Below are 23,886 nucleotides of genomic sequence, written 5' to 3' on the forward strand. Positions count from 1 at the left end.
ATAACAGGTTACCATTAGATGTGCACTCTAATAACAAACTATTTGTGATTTAATAATTATACCTCAATGCACAACTCATAATTATTATTTTATGAATGTAAAAATGGTAGTGCAATTAATGTTCCCTGAAAGGCATTATCAATAATAAATCTTGGTTTGATTAATTTTAAGCAGCTTCGCAGCCTCCATTTTTTTGATAATTCTGATCACAGTTTCTACACGCAGACCAACTAAGCTTGCCAATTGATAACGTGTAAAGGGAACCTGAAAAGTATAAGGCTCAATGTGTCCGAAATAATCTTTGAGATGATCCAAAAGTTTTTTAATCCTCACTGAAGGATCACTTACAGCCAAAAAAGATGATATAAGATACCGAAAGTGAAGACGATCGGCTGTGTACTGATTTACATTAATCAAAATATTGGGATTATTGTCAATTAATTCCAGATAATTTTGTCTTGATAACAAAATAACTGTACAATCTGTAAGTGCAATAGCAGAAATTGCGTAAGGTTTATCAGTCAGCAGATACGATTCGCCAAAACAATGACCATTAAAAGGAAAACCATGTACAAATTCTTTTCCTTCATCAAACATATTACATATTTTTACGGCTCCTTCCTTTATCTGAAAATAATATTTTGAACTGCCGCCTTCATTAAAAATAATTTCGTTTTCTTGGTAGCATTTCATAATTGCTCCATATTTAAGCAAAAGTTCCTCAGATATGATCATATAGGGTAATAGTAGTGCTAATTTAAAATTTTTTTAAATAAAAATAGAATGAACAAAGTAAAACTATTAGAAACTACTCTAAATACCTAAATAATCTGAGGTTTGTAAAGTTATTATTTGGGTCAATAAAACAATCACGCATGATCATTTTTCAGGAAAAAATAAAATATAGTACCCGCTCCTAATTCACTTTCAACAGTAATTTTTCCACCCTGTGCTTCAATAAACTGTTTGCTGATACTCAATCCCAGTCCCGTTCCCTCCTTTTTTGTTCCCGGAATTCTGAAATAACGGTCAAAAATCTTTTCCCGATATTGTTCTTCAATACCACAACCGTAATCTCTCACAGAGAATTTGACTTTATCGCTTTCGCTGTACACTGCAACATCAATATCGGAGTTTTCATAAGAATAAAGGATCGCATTGGATAACAGATTATTCAAAACCCAGGAGGTTTTCTCACTATCAGCCAATACATTTGTAATATGATCATCAATTTCAATATTGATATGAATATTTTTCTGCTCTGCTGCAGACTTGTTGGCATTTATGGCATCATCTATAATTGTTTTGATGTCCGAAGGTTTTATATTAAGCTGTATTGATCCACTTTCAACCTGAGTGATATTCAGAAGTTCGCCGGTGATTTTAAGCAGGCGGTTCGAGTCTTCTTTGATTCCATTGACCAGATTTTTCTGTTCATCATTCAGATTTCCGATGTGTTGGTTTTCCAGGAGTTGCAATCCCATCTGGATGGAAGAAATGGGTGTTTTGAATTCGTGCGAAACTGTTCCCAGAAAATTGGTTTTGGCCAGATCCAGCTCTTTGAAAGGCGTGATATTCCTCAGCATAATCACCTGTCCTATAAAACGGGATTCCTGTTCGCCGGTTGGGATTACATTGATGTCAATGACTTCTTTTTCAAAATAACTTTCCTTTCCGTCAGCATAGATTTTCACTGGTTCTTTATGCGGATCAATGGTTGCAGGCTGAATCAGCTCCTTAATCAAATCTCTTATCAGATCATTGGTTACGGCCACATCCTGAATCAGTTTTCCGACAAAAACTTCTTTTTTTAGTCCTGTGATTTTCAAGGCTTCATCATTCACAAAGAGTACTTTTCTGTTCTCATCAATCCCAATCACAGGATCGTGCATATTATCTATTAAAGTTTCGATACGCTTTTTCCCGCGAATAATTTTATCCAGACGGCTTTCGGAATATTCCTGAAGTTTTTCCGCCATTGTGTTGAAGGATTTTGCCAGTTCGCCAAATTCGCTTCTGCTCTCGAAATGAATTCTTTCTTTATAATTTTGATTTGCAATCTGTCGGATACTTCCCGTGAGCGTTCTGATAGGATCTGCAATATTGGAAGGCAGATTGACCAAAAGAATAAACGCAACAATGAAACACAGCATTCCCGTGATGGAAATTACCATTATCGCAGTTTCAGCAGTAGAATCTGCAATAGCACTTTTGTGTCCAATGGCACTCATATTCAGCTGCATCAGTTCTGCAATGTCTTTTCTGATGGACGATTGAAGCAAAATATTTGAATCATTTTTTTTCAAAGCCTGGAAATGCACGGCAATATTCTCCGTGGCTTCCTTTTCTCCAGGCTCGGTGACGTTTCTGCGTTGTTTTTCCAGGTGTTTTTCAAACACATCAAATGCAAGCGGATCGGTATTGATTTCCTCCAGAGCCAAAAGCATATTTCGTGAATATTCCAGCGTGTTGTAATTGGCTTTCAGGATATTGTTGGTGTCTTTTTTCAGTTGATTGATGTACCAGCCGCTCAAAACCGACAATACAAAAATCATCATAAACAGTAAGCCTACACCAATATTGAGTTTTGTTTTTATTTTCATTTGAAAGGATTTTGGAGTAAGCAGTGAGAAATTGCAGGTAAGAAATAAGGGATTAATTTTAGAAGTAAAATTAAATATTTTTCATCAAACTTCTCACTTTTTACTTTTATTAACTTCTAACTTAATATCACCAAATCTATATTTTCATTTGATAATTTGTTCAGAAGAGAGTTGAACGTATCCGTTGCAGCAATAATTTTCCAGAGACTGAGATGCGGTTTTCCGATGCAGACGGTTGTGATTTTCCGTTCCTCGCATTGTTCCATAATTGTATGGGCAACATTTGAGCCTTCCACTTTGATGATTTCTGCGCCCAGCTCAGTGGCTAATTTAAAATTATTGATGAGATGTCTTTGCTTGTCCAATGCAATTTTATCGGGTTTTTCCTTTGGAATCTGAACATACAGCAGATACCATTGACTGTTGTAGTAATTTGCAAGTCTTGCCGCTTTACGGATGACATTTCTTGCTGTTTTTTCATTGGAGCTGATGCAGGCGAGAAATTTTTCTTTCCTGATATTTTTGATAGACGAAACCTCGGTCTCTACTTTTCGCTGAACCTGAGACGCGACTTCCTTCAGCGCCAATTCTCTGAGTTGAAGGATATTTTCGCTTTTAAAAAAATTACTCAGCGCAGAATTGATTTTGGAGTTATCGTAAATTTTACCTGCTTTTAAACGGTCAATCAGTTCTTCAGCAGTAAGGTCGATATTTACCACCTCATCAGCCTGAGCCAGAACACTGTCGGGAATCCGCTCTTTCACCTCAATACTGGTAATCTCTTTTATATCTTCATTCAGACTTTCAATATGCTGAATATTCACGGCACTGATGACATTGATGCCGGCTTCCAGGATTTCCATCACATCCTGCCATCGTTTTTGGTTTTTACTGCCTTCGATGTTGGTATGTGCCAGTTCATCCACAATCACCACTTCCGGACGAAGATTAATTACCGCCTGTACATCCAGTTCATCCAACTCTTTTCCTTTGTAAAATAATTTTCTTCTGGGAATGATTGGCAGGCCTTCCAGCAAAGCGTGTGTTTCCTTTCGATGATGCGTTTCGATATAGCCGATTTTTACATCAATTCCGTTTGATAAAAGTGAATGCGCTTCCTGCAACATACGATAGGTCTTCCCTACGCCGGCACTCATCCCGATGTAGATCTTGAATTTTCCCTTTCTTGATTTTTTAATCAAATTGAGGAAATCCTGTGCAGATTTTTTCTCGTCCATAGCATTATTGTAAGCGGTGAGATGTCAGAAGTGAAAAGTGTTAAAAGCTAACAGCCAGTGATGTAACCGCAGAAAAATCATTTTGTCGGGTATTCATTTCCTGGTTGAAAAAAATGGCATCTTTGCTGCTCAAATTCTTGATTTCTGTTCGCCAAACAAGATTCGGAAGAATCCAGTAATCGGCATTCAGCGAATATCCGAAGGTTTGAAAACCATTCTCTGTTCCGGTGGCTATGATGACACCGTTTTTGTCCTGATAATATTCTCCTCGTACTGCAAAACTCATCTTTTCCGTAGCACTGTATTTAGCGATAATTACCGGCGAATACCAGACATTATACTGCTCACTTCCTTTAGATTTTTGTTCTGCACCCATATCAAAACCTGTAATCAAAGCAAATTTTTCTGTCAGCTGGAAAATACCGTACAAATTATGAAAATACCGCATCTGTCTTATGCTGTCCGGCTTATCATTCCCGATAAACGAACTGCTGTTTAGTGTTATTTTTTCAGTTGGTTTATAAGTCAGTTGATGTCCGAAGGCAACCGTAGAATTACCATCCACTCTTTGGATTCGCTGCCATCCGTTCAGCACCAGTCCGCTAATGAACCATTTTCCGCTTTCGCTGGTGTACGAGATCTTTGCACCACTTTCGAAGTAGGGGGAATTATCCGCCAACATACTTCTGGTTAAGGTAAAACAATCTTTGCTGACAGCACTTTCAAAACCTATGTGAGAGGGTAAAATTCCCGCATCTATCCATAGATTTTTTGACTTTGAAATTTTGATTCCAACATTGGCTTCATAGATATTTTTCAGCACACCTGGTTCTGCGGCATAATTGGCATTCATATAACTTCCGGCTGCCAAAGCCAGATTTGCCCTCAGTTTTTCAGTTTCATAATTGGCTTTGATTAGTCCCAGATTGAGATTGACCTCGTTGTTTCGGTTATGACTGTAGGTAAAAGAAGGTCTGTTATTATTAATAGGATTATTAAAATCATATTGATAGTAAACTTCTGCATATCCACTGATTTTAAGTGGATTACTTACTTCCTGCGCTAAGATCATATTCGATAATCCAAGCATCAATAAAGCCATTAATATAGTATTTTTCATTTTCAATTAGTTTAAATTATTTCAAGCCGTCCAAAGCAATATTGAGTTTCAGCACATTTATTTTTTCTGTCCCGAAAAGTCCGAAAAGCGGTTTTTCTGTGTTTGAGACAATGATCTGTTCAATTTTTGTTTTCTCTACATTTCTGATTTTCGCAATTCTTTCCACCTGAACTTTTGCTGCCTGAACAGAAATATTCGGGTCAAGACCGCTTCCGCTTGCTGTCACAAGATCCGAAGGAATTTCAGATGTTTTAATACCAGGATTATGTTTGGTGAAATTATCAATTCTTTCCTTTACGGTTTTTAAATAATCTGGATTTGATGGACCTTTATTGCTTCCTCCAGCACCTGCAGCATTGTAATCTACTGCGGATGGACGAGACCAGAAATATTGGTCTTGGTCAAATTTTTGACCGATATTTTCATAGTATTTTCGGTTATTTTCAGTTATGACTTCGCCTTTTCCATTATTTGGGGAAAATTGAACGATCCCAAAAATAATTAACGTATAAACTCCTGAAAATAGAAGCAAACATACTGCAGTGAGCCTGATTGCTGATAAAATATTTTGTTTCATTTTTTTTTTTAGGTTGTAAGTTAGAGGTGAGAAGTTTATCAACAAACTTTTTACTCTAAATAAAATTAGACACGATTAAATCAATAATTTTTATTCCGGCAAAAGGAATTAAAACACCGCCTAAACCGTAAATCAAAAGATTTCTTCTGAGCAATGCACTGGCTCCTATTGGTTTATAAGCTACACCTTTTAACGCTAGTGGAATCAGCATAGGAATGATCATCGCATTAAAAATAACAGCCGAAAGAATAGCAGTTTCTGGTGAATTTAATTTCATAATATTCAATCCTTGCAAAGCCGGAATTGAGGTGATAAACAATGCAGGAACAATCGCAAAATATTTTGCCACATCATTCGCAATACTGAATGTTGTAAGTGTACCTCTGGTCATCAATAATTGCTTCCCAATTTCTACCACTTCAATCAATTTGGTTGGGTCATTATCCAGATCCACCATATTTCCTGCTTCTTTGGCTGCCTGCGTTCCGCTGTTCATCGCTACGCCTACATCTGCCTGAGCCAAAGCAGGCGCATCATTGGTTCCGTCTCCCATCATTGCGACCAATCTTCCTTCAGATTGTTCTTTTTTGATGTAATTCATTTTGTCTTCAGGCTTGGCTTCCGCAATAAAATCATCCACTCCTGCTTTTTCTGCAATATATTTCGCAGTAAGCGGATTATCACCGGTAACCATTACAGTTTTAATTCCCATTTTTCTCAAACGTTCAAAACGCTCCTGAATTCCCGGTTTGATGATATCCTGCAATTCTACAACCCCTAAAACTTTTTCATTTTCGGAAACCACTAAAGGCGTTCCGCCGTTGCTGGAAATAATTCTTACTGCTTCCTCTGTTTCTTTTGGGAAAGCATTTCCCGCTTTTTCAACAATATTTCTGATGGCATCAGAAGCACCTTTTCGGATCCTGATATTGTCATGATTGATACCTGAACTTCTTGTTTCTGCTGTGAAAGTGATGTATTCAGGATTATTGACTTCATAATTCAATGGATTAACGCCAGCTAATTCTATAATTGATTTTCCTTCAGGTGTCTCGTCTGCCATAGAACTCAATACTACAGATTTTATGAAATGTTTTTCTTCTACGCCTTTTGCCAGATGAAAATGTGTTGCTTTTCTGTTCCCAATGGTGATTGTTCCTGTTTTGTCTAGCAAAAGAACATCCACATCTCCTGCTGTCTCTACAGCTTTACCGCTTTTGGTAATGACGTTGGCACGCAAAGCTCTATCCATTCCTGCAATTCCGATAGCGGATAGCAAACCGCCAATCGTCGTTGGAATCAAACAAACAAAAAGGGAAATAAATGCTGCAATGGTAATTGGCGTATGAGCGTAATCACCAAAAGGTTTCAAAGTGACGGTCACAATGATAAAAACCAAAGTAAAACCTGCCAAAAGAATAGTCAAAGCAATTTCGTTGGGTGTTTTTTGTCTGGAAGCGCCTTCTACCAGAGCAATCATTTTATCTAAGAAACTTTCGCCCGGCTCTGTGGTTACTCTAACTTTGATAAAATCCGACAAAACTTTAGTTCCGCCTGTTACACTACTCTTGTCACCACCAGCTTCACGAATTACGGGAGCGCTTTCGCCGGTAATCGCACTTTCATCAATCGTAGCTAAACCTTCAATAATTTCGCCATCTGTTGGGATAATGTCTCCCGGTTCGCAGATGAAAATATCACCTTTTCTGAGTTGGCTGGATGTGATAAGTGAAAAATCAGAAGTATTCACACCATTACTTTTTTTTGCAGGCGTTTCTTCTCTCGTTTTTCTTAAAGAATCTGCCTGCGCTTTCCCTCTGGCTTCCGCAATGGCTTCCGCAAAATTGGCAAATAATAAAGTGAGAAAAAGAATCAATGTTACGGCAAGATTATACACCAAACTTCCTTGGTTTTGTTCTCCCAACACAATCCAGACGCAAACACCTGCCATTACCAAGGTGCCAACCCAAACCATAAACATCACAGGATTATGGAACATCTTGGCAGGATTCAGTTTTATAAAAGATTGTTTCAAGGCTTCATTCATCAGCTCAGGTTGAAACAAATTGTTGTTTTTTTCTTTCATTATGAATAAAATTAAAGTGAAAAATATTCTGCAATAGGACCTAAAGCCAAAGCTGGGAAAAATGAAAGTGCTGCTACAATGACAATCACTGCAAAAATCATCAGTCCAAAAGTAGAAGTATCGGTTTTTAAAGTTCCTGCACTTTCCGGGATGTATTTTTTAGCTGCCAAACTTCCTGCAATAGCAACCGGACCTATAATTGGTAAATATCTCGCCATCAGCATCACGATTCCGCAAGCGATATTCCAAAACGGCGTATTATCTCCCAACCCTTCAAAACCACTTCCGTTATTGGCACTGGATGAGGTGAATTCGTATAACATTTCGCTAAATCCGTGGAAGCCCGGATTATTGAGCCAACTGGCATAAGTTTGAGGATCATTGGTGTAAGTATAACTCGCAATAGCTGTTCCTGCAAGAATCAGGAAGGGATGAAGCAATGCAATCATCATCGCAATTTTCATTTCTTTGGCTTCTATTTTCTTTCCTAGAAATTCAGGTGTTCTGCCGACCATCAATCCGCTGATAAAAACCGCCAGAATGATGAAGATGTAAAAATTAAGAAATCCTACGCCAACTCCTCCGTAAAAAGCATTAACCATCATTCCGAGCATTGCATTCATTCCTGAAAGCGGAGTGAGAGAATCGTGCATTGAATTGACTGATCCGTTGCTGGTAACGGTAGTATTAATTGCCCAATACGCTGAAGCTGCAGATCCAAAACGGACTTCCTTTCCTTCCATACTTCCCATTGTCTGAGAAATATTCATTTTTGATATTCCGGGATTTCCGTTCATTTCGTTGAAAACTGTCGGGGTTAACAATAATAAAAATCCTACGGTCATTACTCCAAAAATCGTCCATGAGAGCCTTTTTCTTCTGATCATGTGTCCCATTGCAAAAACCAATGCTATAGGAATGAGCATAATAGACACTGTTTCCACGATGTTGGTAAAATAATTGGGGTTTTCCAAAGGATGTGTAGAATTAGGACCAAAAAAACCACCGCCATTGGTTCCTAACTGTTTGATCGCTACGAATGCGGCAACAGGACCACGGCTGACTTCTACTTTATCGCCCTGCAAATTGGTGATTGTATCTTTTCCTTCAAAGGTCATCTGTACACCGTTCAATGCCAGTAATGAAGCCACCAAAATAGCAATCGGCAATAAAATTCTTGTGCAGCTTCTCACGAAGAAGAAATAAAAATTGCCCATTTTATCAGTGGTTTTTTCCTTCATCGCCATAAAAACTACTGCTGCAATGGCAATTCCGCAACCTGCGCTAATAAACTGCCACAACATTAGGGTTAGTTGTCCCAGATAGGATAAAGCTGATTCACCGGAATAATGCTGCAGATTAGTGTTGGTCACAAAGCTTACAGCGGTATTAAAAGCGAGATCACTACTCATTGAGGGATTGCTGTCAGGATTCAAAGGAAGCCAGCTCATATTGGTTAATACAAATATTGCGGTAAGTAACCAGACTAAATTGATGGTTAACAAAGCAACCAAATGCTGTTTCCAATTCATTTCTTTTTCCGGATCAATGCCTGAAAGCTTATAAAAAAGCTTATCAACAGGATTTAAAATTTTATCCAGCCAAGTTTTTTCATTGGTGAATATTTTGCCGATGTATTTTCCTAACGGAATCGCCAGAGAAATGGTGATGGCAAACATCAGGATAATTCCTAAAATTTCTGTATTCATTTTTTTTTTGAGTTAGAGGATTAGTCAGAATTGAGAAGTAAGAGGTAAAAAGTGGCACGCTCATTCCTACTTTTCATTCTCTTAAAATTTTTCTGGTTTTACTAGCACATAGCACATATAGCTAAATACGGCAATGGCAATGATGAATAATGCAGTCATATTTTTTTTAAATATTTAATCGTTAAAAAAGATGATAAAAAAGGAAAATTCCCGATAAGGTGATTACAAGTATCATCATTTTATGGATTGAATGTTCTGTAAATAATTCCAAAACAGATAATCATTCCGTAAAATGTAATTAGCAGATTCCACGGAACAATTTTTAATTGATTTTCAGTCTCTTTTCGAGAAGATTGAGGTGTAAATTTTGTGATTTGAGGTAATGTTTTACGATGATTCATTTTTTAATTATTTGAATCAATTATGCCAAGATATATTCCGATTCAATTAAATCGAATACAATAAATTGATTTTCAATTATATATATTAAAAAAAGAGATTTAAGCAAATAAAAAAGCCTATCAAAATGATAGGCTCGTTATCAGAATGATAAGCTGATTTATGATATTTTGTATTCTTCAATTTTGCGGTAAAGTGTTGCAATGCCGATTTCCAGCAACCGTGCCGCTTCCGCTTTATTGCCTTTGGTGTAATTAAGAATTTTCTGAATGTGAAGTTTTTCTGCACTTGCCATTGAGAAAGCGGATAAGATTTTACTATCGGAATCCTTAGATTCCTTATTTTGCTGAAGTTCAAATGGCAGACTGTCGACCGTCAATTCCTGACCGTCTTCCAGAATAACGCTTCGCTCTATGATATTTCTAAGTTCGCGGATGTTGCCTTTCCAGAAATGTTTTTTGAGTACATTCAGATATTCATCGGAAATGGCTGTTATTTTTTTTCCGACTTTGGTTGCAAATTTTCTAAGGAAAAAAATTGCAAGTTCCTCAATGTCAGAAGTTATTTCCCGCAAAGACGGCAGAATGATATTAAATATATTAATCCGGTAATACAGATCTTCCCGAAAGTTTCCGTTATCAATTTCCTTCTGCAAATCCCGGTTTGTGGCTGCAATAATCCTCACGTTGACTTTCGTTGGTTTACTGTCACCAACTTTCATAAACTCACCGGACTCTAAAACCCGCAAGAGCTTAGCCTGCAAATCCAAAGGCATTTCTCCGATCTCATCCAGGAAAACCGTTCCATTATTTGCCTCCTCGAAAATCCCTTTAGAATCTTTCATTGCACCCGTAAATGCTCCGGCTTTGTGTCCGAACAGTTCATTTTCCAGTAGTTCTTTGCCAAAAGCCGAACAGTTGACCGCTACAAAATTCTGTTTATTGCGGTTGCTGGCACTATGAATCGCCTGTGCAAAAACTTCCTTTCCGGTTCCTGTTTCGCCATTTAATAAAACGGTAGCGTCGGTAACGGCTACTTTTTTTGCAGAATCAATCGCCGATTTGATAGGAGAAGATTTCCCTATGATATTGTCAAAAGAATGCTTGTCGCCCAACTGCTTTTCCAGTTGGACAAGACGCTTGTTAAGCTTTACTTTTTCCAAAGCTTTATACACCAGTGGAATGATTTTATTGTTATCATTGCCTTTCGTGATATAATCAAAAGCCCCATTTTTTATGGACTGCACACCATCCGGGATATTCCCGAAAGCTGTCAGGAGAATCACTTCCGAAGCCGGATGATTTTCTTTGATGACTTTAGAAAACTCGACACCGCTGCCATCCGGAAGCTTCACATCGCTGATAATGACATCAATCTCTGAAACTTCAAGCCTTTTTCCGGCATTCTTCAGATCAGAAGCCTGGAACACTTCAAATCCTTCCAGAGAAATAATTCTGGAAAGCAGTGTTCTGATTTTTTCTTCGTCGTCTATGATTAGGATTTTGTTCAATGGATGAAAAAATTGTAATGCAAAGGTAGTTATTATTGTTCATCGAAATAATACTAAAACTCAACTTTGAGAACGGGTATCAGTAGTAAGAACTATGTTCTCAATTTAGATCCAATATTTAATAATAGTGTCAAAAATATTAGTAGCTAATCTTGGAATGGACTGATGCGAATAAAAAATCCCCGACAAAGTCGAGGATAAAAACTAATAACCATGAAAACTCAAATTAAACATGAGAATCTGGTGCAAATTTATAACAAATAGTCTACAATTCCAATAGACAATAATTTATATTTTTTTCATTATCGGTTTCATTAATTAATTTCATTTAGACCAGCAAACTTAAAAGAGTATTTATTTTATGATACTAACCTACTCGTGAAACTAAATATAGTGAAAAGTCCTTATAACATTCCTTTTGTAAATATCTTAAGAAAATTGTCTTTGTAGATCTCACCGATTGGAACCTCTGCATCATGCAAGCTGATTGAATAACTGTCAAATGAGATAATATGATCGCTATTTACAATATATGACTTACTGACTCTTATGAAACCTGGCAAAGGAATTTTCTGATGGATAGTCTTAAGATTCATTGAGGCTATTATTTTCTGCGATGTGGTATGGATCAGAACATAATCTTTTAAACCTTCAATATATCGGATATCTGCAAAATTAACTTTATAAAATCTCTTTTCAGATCTTATAATCAGAAACTCAAATGTACTTTTTTCCAGGCTGTTTTCTTTGTTATCTGACAGTAAATCGTAGTAATGCTGGGCTTTGTCAACTGTTTTTTTAAGCCGTTCATTATTAAAAGGCTTCAGAAGGTAGTCTATGGCATCCAGTTCATAACTTTCCAATGCGTATTGAGGATATGCTGTCGTGAAAATAACAAGACTGCTTTTGGGTATTTTTTCAGCAAATTCCAATCCTGTCACTTTAGGCATTTCTATATCAAGAAATACCACGTCTGTCTCACCTTCTGAAAGGAATTTTTCTGCAGCCAATGTATTTGAAAAACTTCCGATGACCTTAGGACCGGAAATTTCTTGTAACATAGACTGTAATTCTTCTCTGGCCAATGGCTCATCATCTATTATGATACAGTTCATATGGGGATTTTTAATTTAACAGTATATTGATGGTTCTGCGATGATATCTCAAATTTATATTCATTATCAGCATATAAAAGCTGTAGTCTTCTGGTAATATTTTTCAGTCCCAGACCGCCATAGAGGTTTTGAATCTTCTCTTTATCTGAAGATACAGAATTGATGCAGCAAAAAAATATTTCTTTTTCGGTGATGGAAAACTGTATATTAATATTACTCTCATTTTCTGTAATATCTGCGCTGTGCTTGACCGCATTTTCTACGAATGGCATAAAGACATTGGGAGGTATTTCAACTGTTCTCAAATCTGACAATTTATCATTTGTTTGAATTGTAAAATCAAAGTGGTCTCTCCTTATTTTCTCCAGGCTTAAAAAATTGGTTATAAATTTGATTTCGGAAGTTAATCTTACTTTCTCATTGCTACTCTCATACAACTGATATCTCAGCAGATCCGATAACCGTATAATAATATCAGTGGCTTTTGAAGGATTGTTTCTGATCAGTGCCTTTATATTATTAAGCATATTAAACAAAAAATGCGGGGTAATCTGATTTTTTAATTCGTTTAGTTCCAGATTCATTGTCAGGGTTTTTAGCTCAGACATTCTGGTACTGTCCATAATCCATCTTTGGAGAAGTTTTATGGTCGTGGTCAATAAAATGAATAGCATAACAAAATTCATACTTCCAAAATATTCACTGATTTCAAAAGACTTGTGTAGATTATTAATGTGATAATCATTAAAAAGGTTTCCAATAATGAAAATAAGAAAGCTAAGACCTAGGATACAGAGCATGAATACGGTCAAAAGATAGGCCATGTATTTTCCCTTGAAAAAAAATAAAGGGACAATAACATACATGTTGATGTAAATCATCATCACAAAGGTTAAAAATACCGCTAGGAACAGAAAATACCTTGAGTTTTGAGTAAATTCAGAAATAAAGTTAACATTGGCCAATAGCAAAAACAGCCACAGCAAAAGTAGAATGTGTCTGAAAAAGCGATATCGTGCATCTACTAAAAAAGTGATAATGCCACTGGTCTTATTGTACTGATAGGTTTCCATAAAAAATTTATTCATTACAAAAATAGATCATTTGTAATAGTCCTTTTAAAAATTTATACAAAACAAATGTTTTAGGCTACCAAAAAAAATAACCGGATTTTGGTAGAAGTTCATGGGTGTTTGGTATAAAAAAACAAAAACGGAGATCAAAAAACCTTTCTTTTGCTGTGTAAATCATGATCTATGAAGGTTGAAAGTTTTTTAAAAGTTGTAGAAGAAATAGAGGATTCTTATCTCCCGGTCGAGCACCAAGAAGAGATGATCAAAAAGATTGCAGATCTGAGCCGTTTTATACAGTCCTTTGATCCATCCATTGAGATCATCAATTGGATGCGATATAAGTTCACTATTATTAACCATTCCGGAACGAATAAAGGAATTATCTTTTGCGATCATACAGACCGATCTTCAGAAAGTGCATATTATTTCAATGCTAGTCTGGCTGAAATAAAAAAACTTGAGCAACTAAAAGAGCTATGGCTTGTTCTGATCATCGACTCTGCATCTCAAGAGCTCAAATTGTTCAGAGATATTATTGAAAATAAATCACCGGATAACATCTATGATAAAATATTCAGCCTTGATTTCTTACGATCAGAGGTACAAATCATTAAATAAACATTCATATTTTGAAAGCAAAACTAACTTTATTAGCAACAGTTATCATCAACACAGTCAATTTTTCACAGGTAAAGGATAGCACATCCACAAAAACGATGGCTTATATTGCTGAGAAATTTCCAATTACACGTGTCCTGAATGTAGAGTATAACCGGTTAAGCCCTTACGCTTTTTCTTCAAAATTAAGGGATCAGGAACTACCGCAAGCAAAAGTAAAAGATTTCTATCGTGCAAAGATGAGTGCTAATCTCAATTTAATCAAAAAACAGAAATGGGTACTCAGCACAAACCTTAATTACCGTTACATTTCTGCAGGCACTGAAATGAACGGTTCTATAGCTCCTTTAAATTTCATGAGCAACGAAGACTATCACTATCATTCGGAGAGTTTGAGCTTAACTTATTTTTCAAAATTGTTTGGCAGGATGATGATCTATTCGGCGAGTGCTTTATTGGACGGAAGTGAGCAGCATTTTGAAAGACTACGTGGGATCGCAACCGCAACGATGATTTTGAAAGTCAATGCAAAGACCAAAATGACCGTGGGACTTTTGGTTGCTATAGATCCTACCGTTCAGACACCGGTGATTCCGACATTCACATATGAACATAGATTCAGTAAAGGTTTAGTTGCCGACATAATTTTACCAAAGAGTGTTTACCTTAGAAAAAAAATAACTGAAAACAGCAGGCTCTCCATCGGTAGCGAGCTTGACATGACCTCCTTATATCTTTACAATATCGACGATAAAGAAAAAAAATATGAATTCCGACAAATAGAGATCAATTCGGGACTTATGTATGAACATTATCTTGGAAACTCTTTTGTTGCAACATTGAAAGGAGGAGCGAAAAGTATGATGAGGAGCCGGATATTCGAGAAATCTGCATCGTATGGCTCATATATTTTCCAGGCAAAACCACAGACAGCATTCTATGTGAATTTAGGTCTGTCTTTCGATCCATTTATAAAAAAGACAGCAGGACAATAAATATGTGATGTTTAAAATTTCGAGTTATAGTTGTTACGACAGATAAGTTCAGAAATACCAATAAATAGAATTAATACGATTAATATTCCCAGCCAAAAATATGAAACTGATGTTGACTGTTTTACGCCTTATTTATTTCTACTAAGTGCTAATCTTTCATCAATTGCAGAATTATATTGTATGGTCAGTTATCTTACACTACAGTTGTTTTGAGAAACTTCTATTTCATAAAAGTTTCTTTCGTCATCCTTTTCGGTTTTAAGCAATTGTATATACTCAGTCCACGATAGTGTGAATGGTAAATCATGAGACAATGTTTTATAATTAAATTTTCTACAGAAATGTCAATCAATGATTGGGGAGTTGTGTTTTGAATAACAGATGGAATATTTTGTTCATTGTGTGATAACTTTAATGGTTTAATAATTTACTTTTTGTTACCACTTTTTGCAAGATGTACAATCATTAGACTACCTATTGGTCGGGGTTTCCTTGATTTTTCGTGACCCATTTTCAAATTTTCAGGATGGGTCACGGAATAGGTCATATAAATCGTGACCTATTTTGATTTTTTTTGATACAGAGCTAAAACAAAAAATGCTGTAAACATTGATGTTTACAGCGTTTTAGCTTATTTTGGTTTCCCAACTGGCGGAGAGTGAGGGATTCGAACCCCCGGACCTGTTACAGTCAACAGTTTTCAAGACTGCCGCAATCGACCACTCTGCCAACTCTCCTTAAACTTCGATTATATCGTTGTTTTCAGTGGTGCAAATATAAAGTGTTTTTATATATATCCAAAATATTTAATCCTCAAATTTTAACTTAATTAAATAATAAGCTATAAATCAGTTTAATAATTTATCAAAATTACTTATAATTTATGATCAAAGTAACAAATACATCTCTTAAAAAAAATAAGCTCTCATATCTGAGAGCTTATTCTATATTTCAATTCAAATGAAGAATAATATATTTTATTCCTTGATGAATTTCTTCTGAGCAGTGCCCTTTACATCGTCAATATCTATTACATACAGCCCGTTGATCAGTCTGCTTACGTCGATCTTATTGTTTAAGATGATTCCGCTGGAGATTAACTGACCTGAAGCACTGTAGATCTTGTAATTGGCTTTCTTGCTGATGTTCTTAACATTCAGTACGGTGCTTACAGGGTTCGGATAGATAAGAATATCTGTCTGGTTTACCGCATTGTCTACAGGTAATTTAGAGATTCTTACGGTATAATCTTCTACCTCACCGTCTGCAAAACTTGTACAGTTTACCGGTATAGAACCTTTAGACATTGCCACTCTCATCACCACATACTTGTAGTCCGTCATGCTCACAAACGCATCAGCAGGAACCGTAAATGTAGCACTTGCTGTAGGATTAGAGTTCGGCCCGTCTGCCAGAATTCTTTCATTAAGATCAAACTCTCCGTTTCTGTTGAAATCAATCCAAACGGCTACACCGGAATCAGACGCCTGAGTTTTATTGATCACAATCTGGTTACCTACTGAACCCTGAACCATTTCTATAAAAGCATCAGGATCATTAGTATAATTTGTATACGTGGATGCCAAAGAAACTTTAGTCATCTCAGGTTTGCCCGTTGGTCTGGCTGTAACTTGTGAAATATATTCAGTCGTTGAATTAGCAGACTGCATCGGACAGTAAGTAACCGTTGGTGTTGTGAAGTAGTATGGAGGGGTAAAATTACCCGGTGTACCACTACATACATTGGCTACCTGCATCTCGTATTTCGTCAATTCAAGAAGACCCGTAATGGTATACGTATTGGTGTTTACCGTGATCGTATTCCAACCAGGAATTCCAACTTTTCTGTATCTGAAGATATAAGAGTTTGTTGCTCCAGGTCCTGTAAATGCATCCCAAACTACAACTGCACTGGTAGGATTCAGCTGGGTAATGGTAAGTCCCGGTGGCGGTACTTCACACAATCTTACCGTAGTAAACACCTGTGGATTGGAGAAGTTATTTGGTGTGGTTTCTCCAACGCAGATATTCGCTACCTGTACTTCATACGTTACAAATGAACTTAAACCTGTAATGGTGTAAGAGTTCAATGGTGGCTGTGGCAATGTAGGAGCTGAAACCGTAATCCAGGTTCCTGTACCCACCTCTCTGTATCTTAAAATATAATTCGCACTTCCTACTAAAGGATTCCAAGTTACCACTGCCGAGTTGGCGGTAACATTGCTCACCACTACATTTGGAGGGGTAGGATCACAACGCGTGGTAAAGGTTCTGATTGGCGTGAAAGTTCCTACTGAAGTGTTACAAATAGCTGCGATCTGTACCTCATACTGCGTTGCAGGCGTTAAACCTGTCAGCGGATAAGGAGGAATACCGTTGATTGAAGATACGTTCACTGAAGTCCATGCTGAAGCAGGAGTTGTTACAGGTCTGTACTGAATAACGTAGCTTAGGTTATTGGTGGCAGGTGTCCATACAATATTGGCTGAAGTATGCGTAATCGTATTGAAAGTAGGCGTTCCGGGTGTAGCGTTGCTACATGGTCTGAGTCTTACCGCATAATCTTCTACCTCTCCATTAACAGGTCCTGTACACATAACCGGAGCACTCGTACGTCGAAGCGCAACTCGCATGGTAGTCGTGTAAGGTCCCGTATAAGCTGTATTGGGAACATTAAAGTTGGCCGTTACAGGAGTAGTAGTGCTTGCTGCTGAAATTAAAATTCTTTCATCATTGGCAAAAACTCCGTCTCTGTTATAATCAATCCATGCCGTTACCGCATCACTGTAAGTGGTGCCGTCCCACCCTTTTCCAACAGAAATCTGGTTTCCGATAGAACCTATTTCAAGGTTAATCACCGGAGTAGTATAGCTTGCATAGTTGGTCTGAAGTGTCGTATTGCTTACCACTGGGAAGTTAACAGGCGTTACCGTTACATTAGCAATATAATCATTGGTGCCTGTTCCTACCATTGGGCAGTAAGATATTGGCGTAGTCGTAAAGTTGACAGAAGGACTAAAAGCTCCCGTTGTTCCGTTACAGATCGTCTGAACCTGAACCTGATAAGCCGTCTGCTCGGTAAGTCCTGTAATTGTATAAGAACTCTGACCGGTAGGAGTTCCTGTTGGTAAAGCCTGTCCCGTTGCAGATGGCAGCCATGGTCCGTTTGGACTCAGTCTCCATCTGATAACATAATTGGCTCCTAAAGTAGGTGTCCAGGAAACTACTGCCGTATTGTGGCTTGGAGTTGTTACAGTAATTGGAGTAGGCGCAGCTGTTGTACAAGGCAGAAGATCAACTAATTTAACATTATAATCCTCAACTTCTCCATAGCTGAAAGTTCCACAAGGATCAGGTAGACCGCTTTCTCTCAAGATTACTCTCATTCTAACCGGAAGATTCCCCATATAAGCACCCTGCGCTGCAGTTCCTGGTACTGAGAAAGTACCGTTCACAAGTGCTGTCTGGTTAGATGGGGTATCTAGAATCCTTTCACTGTCTTCAAAAACACCATTTCTGTTAAAATCAATCCATGCTCTTGCGGAAGCATTCCAAAGCGAGTTCGGATATGTTTTTGTTACAGATATAGAATTATTAGCTGTACCTCTATACAATGTAATAAGTCTTGCAGGGTCAGTTGTATAATCTGAATAAAAAGGAGGCGGAGTTGCCGAGTTACTTACCATAGGAGTTCCTCCTGTAGGATTAACTGTAACATTTGAAATGTATTCATAAACAGTTGTACTTGTAGGATTTGAAGTACAGTAACTTAATGCAGGAGTCGTAAATGGTACAGCCGTAGAGAAAGCACCTTGCGTTCCTCCACATATGGTAGCAACCTCAACTTCGTACTGAGTACTTTCAACCAAACCTGGAATTGTATAGCTACTTGCCAATGGAGTGGTAACGTTTGCAGTAATCCATGCACCACTTGGTAATTCTCTATATCTTACAACATAAGTAGCTCCAATAGACGGCACCCACGATACAACCGCAGTTGTAGGCGTTACGTTACTTACTGTAACTCCAGTAGGAGCAGAAGTAGTACATGGAGCAAGAGGAAGTATATTCACGTTATAATCATGAGTCTCCCCATAACTTGCAGAGCTGCAAGCGTCAACATTTAAAGTATTGTATATTACACGAACACGCATTCTGTGAACACCAACAGGTGCCGTAGACGGAATAGCAATATTTGCAGTTGCAAAAGCAGGACTTTGTTGTAACGGAAGATCCGTAAGTAGTTTCTCAGAAGCCTCAAATACTCCATTATCATTAAAGTCAATCCATATACTTGCTTTTTCAGTAGCAGGTGACGAATAAGTTGTATTAATCTGTACAGGATAAGATTGAGCCGGCAAAAGATCTACAGGAGTAAATGCAGTTGTTCTGTCGTAATAAGCTCCATTACAACCGGTATTAAGATCACTGATTGTAGAACCCCCTACTCCGGTAATTACAAAACTGTTCAAATCATCTCCACTACCACAATTGTATACATAAATAGGAGTACAATAATTTAAACATTGAGCACCTGTATTTAGACCAACAGTAACAATATTAGAAGTTTGAGTGCTACCTCCGTTGGTACAAGTTACGACACATCTATAATCGCTCGCTGCGGTATGATTTGTTACAGAATAAGATAAAGTTGTAGCTCCCGGAATATTCGTAAACGTACCTGCTCCGGCAGGAGATCTCTGCCATTGATAAGTTATTCCTCCTCCGGATGTTGCGCCGGTAAGCACTAAATTAAAAGGAATATTTGCACAAACCGCTGAAGCAGTAGACGAAGCTGTACCTGCAGTTACACTACCTGAACAAGCTGTCCCAGGTGTATATCCAATTTGTAAAAAAGGTCTTCTATCATCAATTGTACTAATAGAATTAGTAGTTGATGACAGAGTACCGCTTCCCGCTAAATTTGTTTGACCAGTACCATAAATAGTATTTGGAACCGTACTCCACAACCAACTAAAAGTCCCAGTTGTAGGATTTCCGCTTACTTGATTAATATCCCATTCAACAGAAATCTCTAAGGAACCACCTGTATATGTAAAAGGTGTGTTGAGTGTAAAAACAATATAATTAGGGGATTGTGTTGCGGGGATTGTTTGGTTTAAATTCTCATAAACAAGAGTTGTTCCGGTATTAAGGTTAGCCCAAGTTTCTGTAGCACTTGCATACGTAGCAGTAGTAGAATTTTTCATATAAATTCTGAAAATTCCTCCGCCGTTAGTAGTAGCATTATTATCCTTTATCCAGCCTAAATCATTAATGATCGTTCCAGAGGTTATACCTGCTGCTGCAAGTTCACTCGCAGTATAAAGGTAAGAATACCTGCTGGCATCATAAGAACTAGATGCGCTTGATCGATAAATGGGACCGGCATTATAGGCTGGTGTTCCTGCTGTCCCAGTAGTTATCTGAACTACCTGTGCATGAACTAACAAACCGATAAGTAAGCCCCAAATCAGTAATATTTTTTTCATATTATACAATTAAAATTAAATTCAAATTCATTGATTTTATCATTTAAATAACTAAATTACAAGTATTTATAATTAACTCCACAAATACTATTTAAAAGATTTATTAAAGAATAATTATATTTTAACACAGACAATGTGTTGATAATGTAAAATTCCTTCATAGGCAGATTAAATTTTTATTTTAAATACAAATCTAATAATTTTTTGTAATTATTCAGATATATCTATTTATTTTTTTGTTATAATCTCATGAATTTCAATATTCTTTTTTAATATAAAAAAATCCCCAGAATGATTCTGGGGATTAATTGAAATTAAACAAAAAGATTACTTCTTGATAAACTTAAAGTTTCCTGAAATTTCTTTGTCTTTAATAATAATTATATATGTGCCTTTTACAAGCTCATTTACTCTTACCTGATTTCCTTTGATTTCGCCAACTTTCACCAATTGTCCCACAGCGTTATATATTTCATACTTAGCTTTATCTGATACTTTTGTAATATTTAATACATCTGTAGCAGGATTAGGGAATATACTGATCTCAGCATTTTTTGTGGTATTTTCATTGGTAGATAAAGCACCAGCTGATATTACCACATTGTAATCCTCAAATTCACCCAAGTTATTTATATAATTACCGCAGCCATCAATTAGAGAAATTCCTGCGCTAGTGGAGTAAAGCATTCCCACTCTCATTCTTAGCCCAAGCCCCTGAACGGCATTGGCAGGAACTGTAAATGAAATGGTAACAGGATTTGGAGTTCCATTTGCAACGGGAGAAGTTAAAATTCTCTCGGAAGCTTCAAACACTCCGTTTCTGTTAAAATCTATCCAAGCTGAAGTTGCAGCCGGATAAGGTCCTCCTGGGCTTGACAAATAAGCACGAGAAACAGAAAGGGTATAACTAGCACCTGCATTAAGATTAATCTGTAAAGAAGGGTTGGCAACATAGCTTGTGTACGTACTTGCACTTGAAGAATTATTTACATTCGCTAGGGTAACATTAGAAATATAATCATCCGATGCGTTTCCAGAACTTACAGGACAATATGTAGCCATCGGCGTTGTATTAAAATTAGATGAAGAAGAAAAAGATCCGGTTACTCCAGAACAAACTGCAGCAACCTGCACTTCATAAGCTGTATTATCTAATAAATTTGGAAGAACCACACTATTATTATTTGTATTGATAATTAGCCAAGATGCATCTGCAACTTTTTTATATCTTACTACATAGGATGAAGCGCCTGCCACAGGAACCCAATAAACATCAGCAGAACTTGAAGTAATATTAGCCGTCGTAATTCCTGTTGGAGCAGATCCGCAATTTCCAAATTGAGTAACAGTCACCGCTTTAATAGCATAAAATACGTTTCCAATTGATGAAACTCTGACTTTTATCACCTGTCCATTCATAGAAGCTGGAAAAGTAAAATTTTCCGAACCGTCATTTGCAGTTGACGCAGCCAGCAATGTCCATGTATTTCCATTATCAGTCGTATAATCAATTTTTACGTTAGCAACACTGTAGGGAGCTGCAGTAGTTCCTGCAACATCCCACTGTATTGGAGTTGGCGCAGTGATATTGGCAAACTGTGTATTAATTTTAAACGGACCATTATTACCGACATTAATTATCTGAAGAGCAGATTGAGTTTGCTGCTGATCTGAATTAGGATTATTATCTCTAACCGTTACTGCAAAACGTGATGTTCTTGCAACGTTAGAAACAGATTCCCATTGTGAACCAGAACTCAAAACTCCATTCAATACTGAGGAAAGTTTAGGAAAATAACGTGTAGGACTTGTAGACGGCATCAGTGATCTGAACGAAGCTCCATAGGTAGTGTTTCCTAAATTAGCAGATGTAATTGTTCCTCCTGTAATCTGACCATTTACAATAGCACCTGCATCATCAAACTGCTCCCATGTATATGTTAAAGGATCATTTTCAGGATCGGTTGCTGATGCCGTAAGAACAAATGCAGTCCCTTTTGGAATTGTATAAGTTGGCAGCGCAGCAATTACCGGAGGATTATTTGCCACTAAAACTTCTGTATCACAACTTTTTGCATTTAAATTTTGCTGAACCTGAACAATACTTGCCACATGAAAATAAGCATCAGAATTCATTTGTACATTAGCATTCGTGATACCTGCATACCCCATAATTGTTGAGCCTGATCCTGGCTCCATATTTACACCTGATCCTTCAATAGAATATGAAAAAGTATGATTAGCTCCCAATTGATGCCCCATTTCATGGGCTACATAATCAATATCAAAAGCATCACCCGAAGGAGCTGTACTTTGTGTAAATCCGGAACCTTTACCCAAAGGTGCTGAAGATGTAGGAGCGATACACACACATCCTACACAACCAGCGTTACCATTATTACCCGCTGCATTAAACACATGCCCTATGTCATAATTCGCATCCCCTACATTTGTTGTAAGAACCTGCTGAACTTTTGAGTTTAGCGATCCTGGCAAAGTAAGATAAGGATCGGTAGCAGAGTTCACAAATATAATTCCAGGGGCGTTGATAATATTAAGGTGCAACGCAAAATCTTTTTCGAATACTCCATTTACTCTGGTCATTGTTGCGTTAATCTGAGCTAAAGCTGTTGCCAAAGTTCCCCCCGTATAAGATACGTAAGAACTTGTTGCAGAGATAGCCAATCTCATTGTTCTATATTTTCTATCAGAACTTTTTGCATAATTGTTAGACTGATTACTGAAAAAATTACCCTTTTCTGCTAACTTTTCAATTTGTTCTGCCATTTGAGACCCCTCTTCTGTACTACAAACAAAGCTTTTACCATGGGTGTTATTTGTTTTTGGATGTACAGCATAAATGGTTTTATCTGAAGCTAAAGGATCAATAAATTCATATATTCCGTCTTTAATCACCATTGCCTGAAAATCGTTCGGAGCAACCGAAAACCTAATCTGCTTAGATGGGTCATCAATTCCCACCCCTACATAAGATCCTAATTCATATTGATCCGCAAGATCTTTTGCCATTACCGGAAAACTATATACAGCAAATTTTTCAAGTTTACCTTTTAAAGTCGGCACCAAAATTTCCACAGCTTTTGCATTGGTTCCTGTTTCCTGTGCATTTTTAAGATCATTTCTTATCTTATTCAAATCAAGTTTATAATAAGATTCGGAAGTAAATGAGCCTTCAACATCTCTTTTTACAGTAGTTGGAGTCCATTGCGCAAAAGTGCCAACTCCAAGCATACTGAAAAATAAAGTTGTAATTACTTTTTTCATTTTAGATATATTTCGTTAAAGTTTCCAAAAATAAAGTTTTTTTTAAGGAACATCATCTTAAAATTT

The 23,886-nt window shown here is 37.1% G+C and carries 15 protein-coding genes and 1 tRNA gene; 2 read left to right on the forward strand and 14 right to left on the reverse strand.

Features of this window, described 5'->3' with window-relative positions; translation table 11 throughout:
- Positions 1-138 precede the first annotated feature (138 nt).
- From FOL89_RS04870 to FOL89_RS04920, 11 genes are all read right to left on the reverse strand, one after another.
- Entirely contained in the window at positions 139-693 is a 555-nt protein-coding gene (locus tag FOL89_RS04870) for a Crp/Fnr family transcriptional regulator (protein ID WP_185146912.1), read from the reverse strand.
- 176 nt (positions 694-869) lie between these two features.
- A complete protein-coding gene (locus tag FOL89_RS04875) occupies positions 870-2,603 on the reverse strand; it encodes a sensor histidine kinase (RefSeq protein WP_144281729.1) in 1,734 nt (577 codons plus the stop codon).
- Between the two features lie 116 nt (positions 2,604-2,719).
- Entirely contained in the window at positions 2,720-3,841 is a 1,122-nt protein-coding gene (locus FOL89_RS04880; protein WP_144281730.1) for a sensor protein KdpD, read from the reverse strand.
- A 40-nt stretch (positions 3,842-3,881) separates the two neighbouring features.
- Entirely contained in the window at positions 3,882-4,961 is a 1,080-nt protein-coding gene (locus FOL89_RS04885; RefSeq protein WP_144281731.1) for a porin, read from the reverse strand.
- 16 nt (positions 4,962-4,977) lie between these two features.
- Positions 4,978-5,538 (reverse strand): K(+)-transporting ATPase subunit C, encoded by a 561-nt coding sequence (locus FOL89_RS04890; RefSeq protein WP_144281732.1) that lies wholly within the window; start codon positions 5,536-5,538, stop codon positions 4,978-4,980.
- A gap of 55 nt (positions 5,539-5,593) precedes the next feature.
- Positions 5,594-7,624 carry a potassium-transporting ATPase subunit KdpB gene (kdpB, locus tag FOL89_RS04895; protein ID WP_144281733.1) on the reverse strand — a complete coding sequence of 677 codons (2,031 nt, stop codon included), beginning with the start codon at positions 7,622-7,624 and terminating at the stop codon, positions 5,594-5,596.
- 11 nt (positions 7,625-7,635) lie between these two features.
- Positions 7,636-9,333: a potassium-transporting ATPase subunit KdpA gene (gene kdpA, locus FOL89_RS04900; protein WP_144281734.1), complete on the reverse strand. Its 1,698-nt coding sequence runs from the start codon at positions 9,331-9,333 to the stop codon at positions 7,636-7,638.
- Positions 9,334-9,572: 239 nt separating this feature from the next.
- Entirely contained in the window at positions 9,573-9,734 is a 162-nt protein-coding gene (locus FOL89_RS17510; protein ID WP_185146913.1) for a hypothetical protein, read from the reverse strand.
- Between the two features lie 158 nt (positions 9,735-9,892).
- Positions 9,893-11,242 (reverse strand): sigma-54-dependent transcriptional regulator, encoded by a 1,350-nt coding sequence (locus FOL89_RS04910; RefSeq protein ID WP_144281735.1) that lies wholly within the window; start codon positions 11,240-11,242, stop codon positions 9,893-9,895.
- Between the two features lie 404 nt (positions 11,243-11,646).
- On the reverse strand, positions 11,647-12,357 hold the full coding sequence (locus tag FOL89_RS04915; protein WP_144281736.1) for a LytR/AlgR family response regulator transcription factor: 711 nt from the start codon (positions 12,355-12,357) through the stop codon (positions 11,647-11,649).
- Entirely contained in the window at positions 12,354-13,445 is a 1,092-nt protein-coding gene (locus FOL89_RS04920; protein WP_144281737.1) for a sensor histidine kinase, read from the reverse strand. The genes FOL89_RS04915 and FOL89_RS04920 overlap by 4 nt, the downstream gene beginning before the upstream one ends.
- 168 nt (positions 13,446-13,613) lie before the next feature.
- On the opposite strand from FOL89_RS04920, the gene FOL89_RS04925 reads away from it, so the two are divergent.
- The gene (locus FOL89_RS04925; RefSeq protein WP_144281738.1) at positions 13,614-14,048 is read left to right on the forward strand and encodes a hypothetical protein; all 435 of its coding nucleotides are present in this window, start codon (positions 13,614-13,616) and stop codon (positions 14,046-14,048) included.
- An 11-nt stretch (positions 14,049-14,059) separates the two neighbouring features.
- Complete coding sequence (locus FOL89_RS04930; protein WP_144281739.1) at positions 14,060-15,043, forward strand: DUF6268 family outer membrane beta-barrel protein; 984 nt, start codon at positions 14,060-14,062, stop codon at positions 15,041-15,043.
- Between the two features lie 649 nt (positions 15,044-15,692).
- Here FOL89_RS04930 and FOL89_RS04935 read toward each other — a convergent pair.
- From FOL89_RS04935 to FOL89_RS04945, 3 genes are all read right to left on the reverse strand, one after another.
- Positions 15,693-15,780 (reverse strand) — tRNA-Ser (locus FOL89_RS04935).
- A 240-nt stretch (positions 15,781-16,020) separates the two neighbouring features.
- Positions 16,021-20,535 carry a GEVED domain-containing protein gene (locus tag FOL89_RS04940; protein WP_144281740.1) on the reverse strand — a complete coding sequence of 1,505 codons (4,515 nt, stop codon included), beginning with the start codon at positions 20,533-20,535 and terminating at the stop codon, positions 16,021-16,023.
- A gap of 327 nt (positions 20,536-20,862) precedes the next feature.
- Positions 20,863-23,820 (reverse strand): reprolysin-like metallopeptidase, encoded by a 2,958-nt coding sequence (locus tag FOL89_RS04945; protein WP_144281741.1) that lies wholly within the window; start codon positions 23,818-23,820, stop codon positions 20,863-20,865.
- Positions 23,821-23,886 lie beyond the last annotated feature (66 nt).

Source organism: Chryseobacterium echinoideorum, assembly GCF_007474535.1.
Classification (GTDB): Bacteria; Bacteroidota; Bacteroidia; order Flavobacteriales; family Weeksellaceae; genus Chryseobacterium; species Chryseobacterium echinoideorum.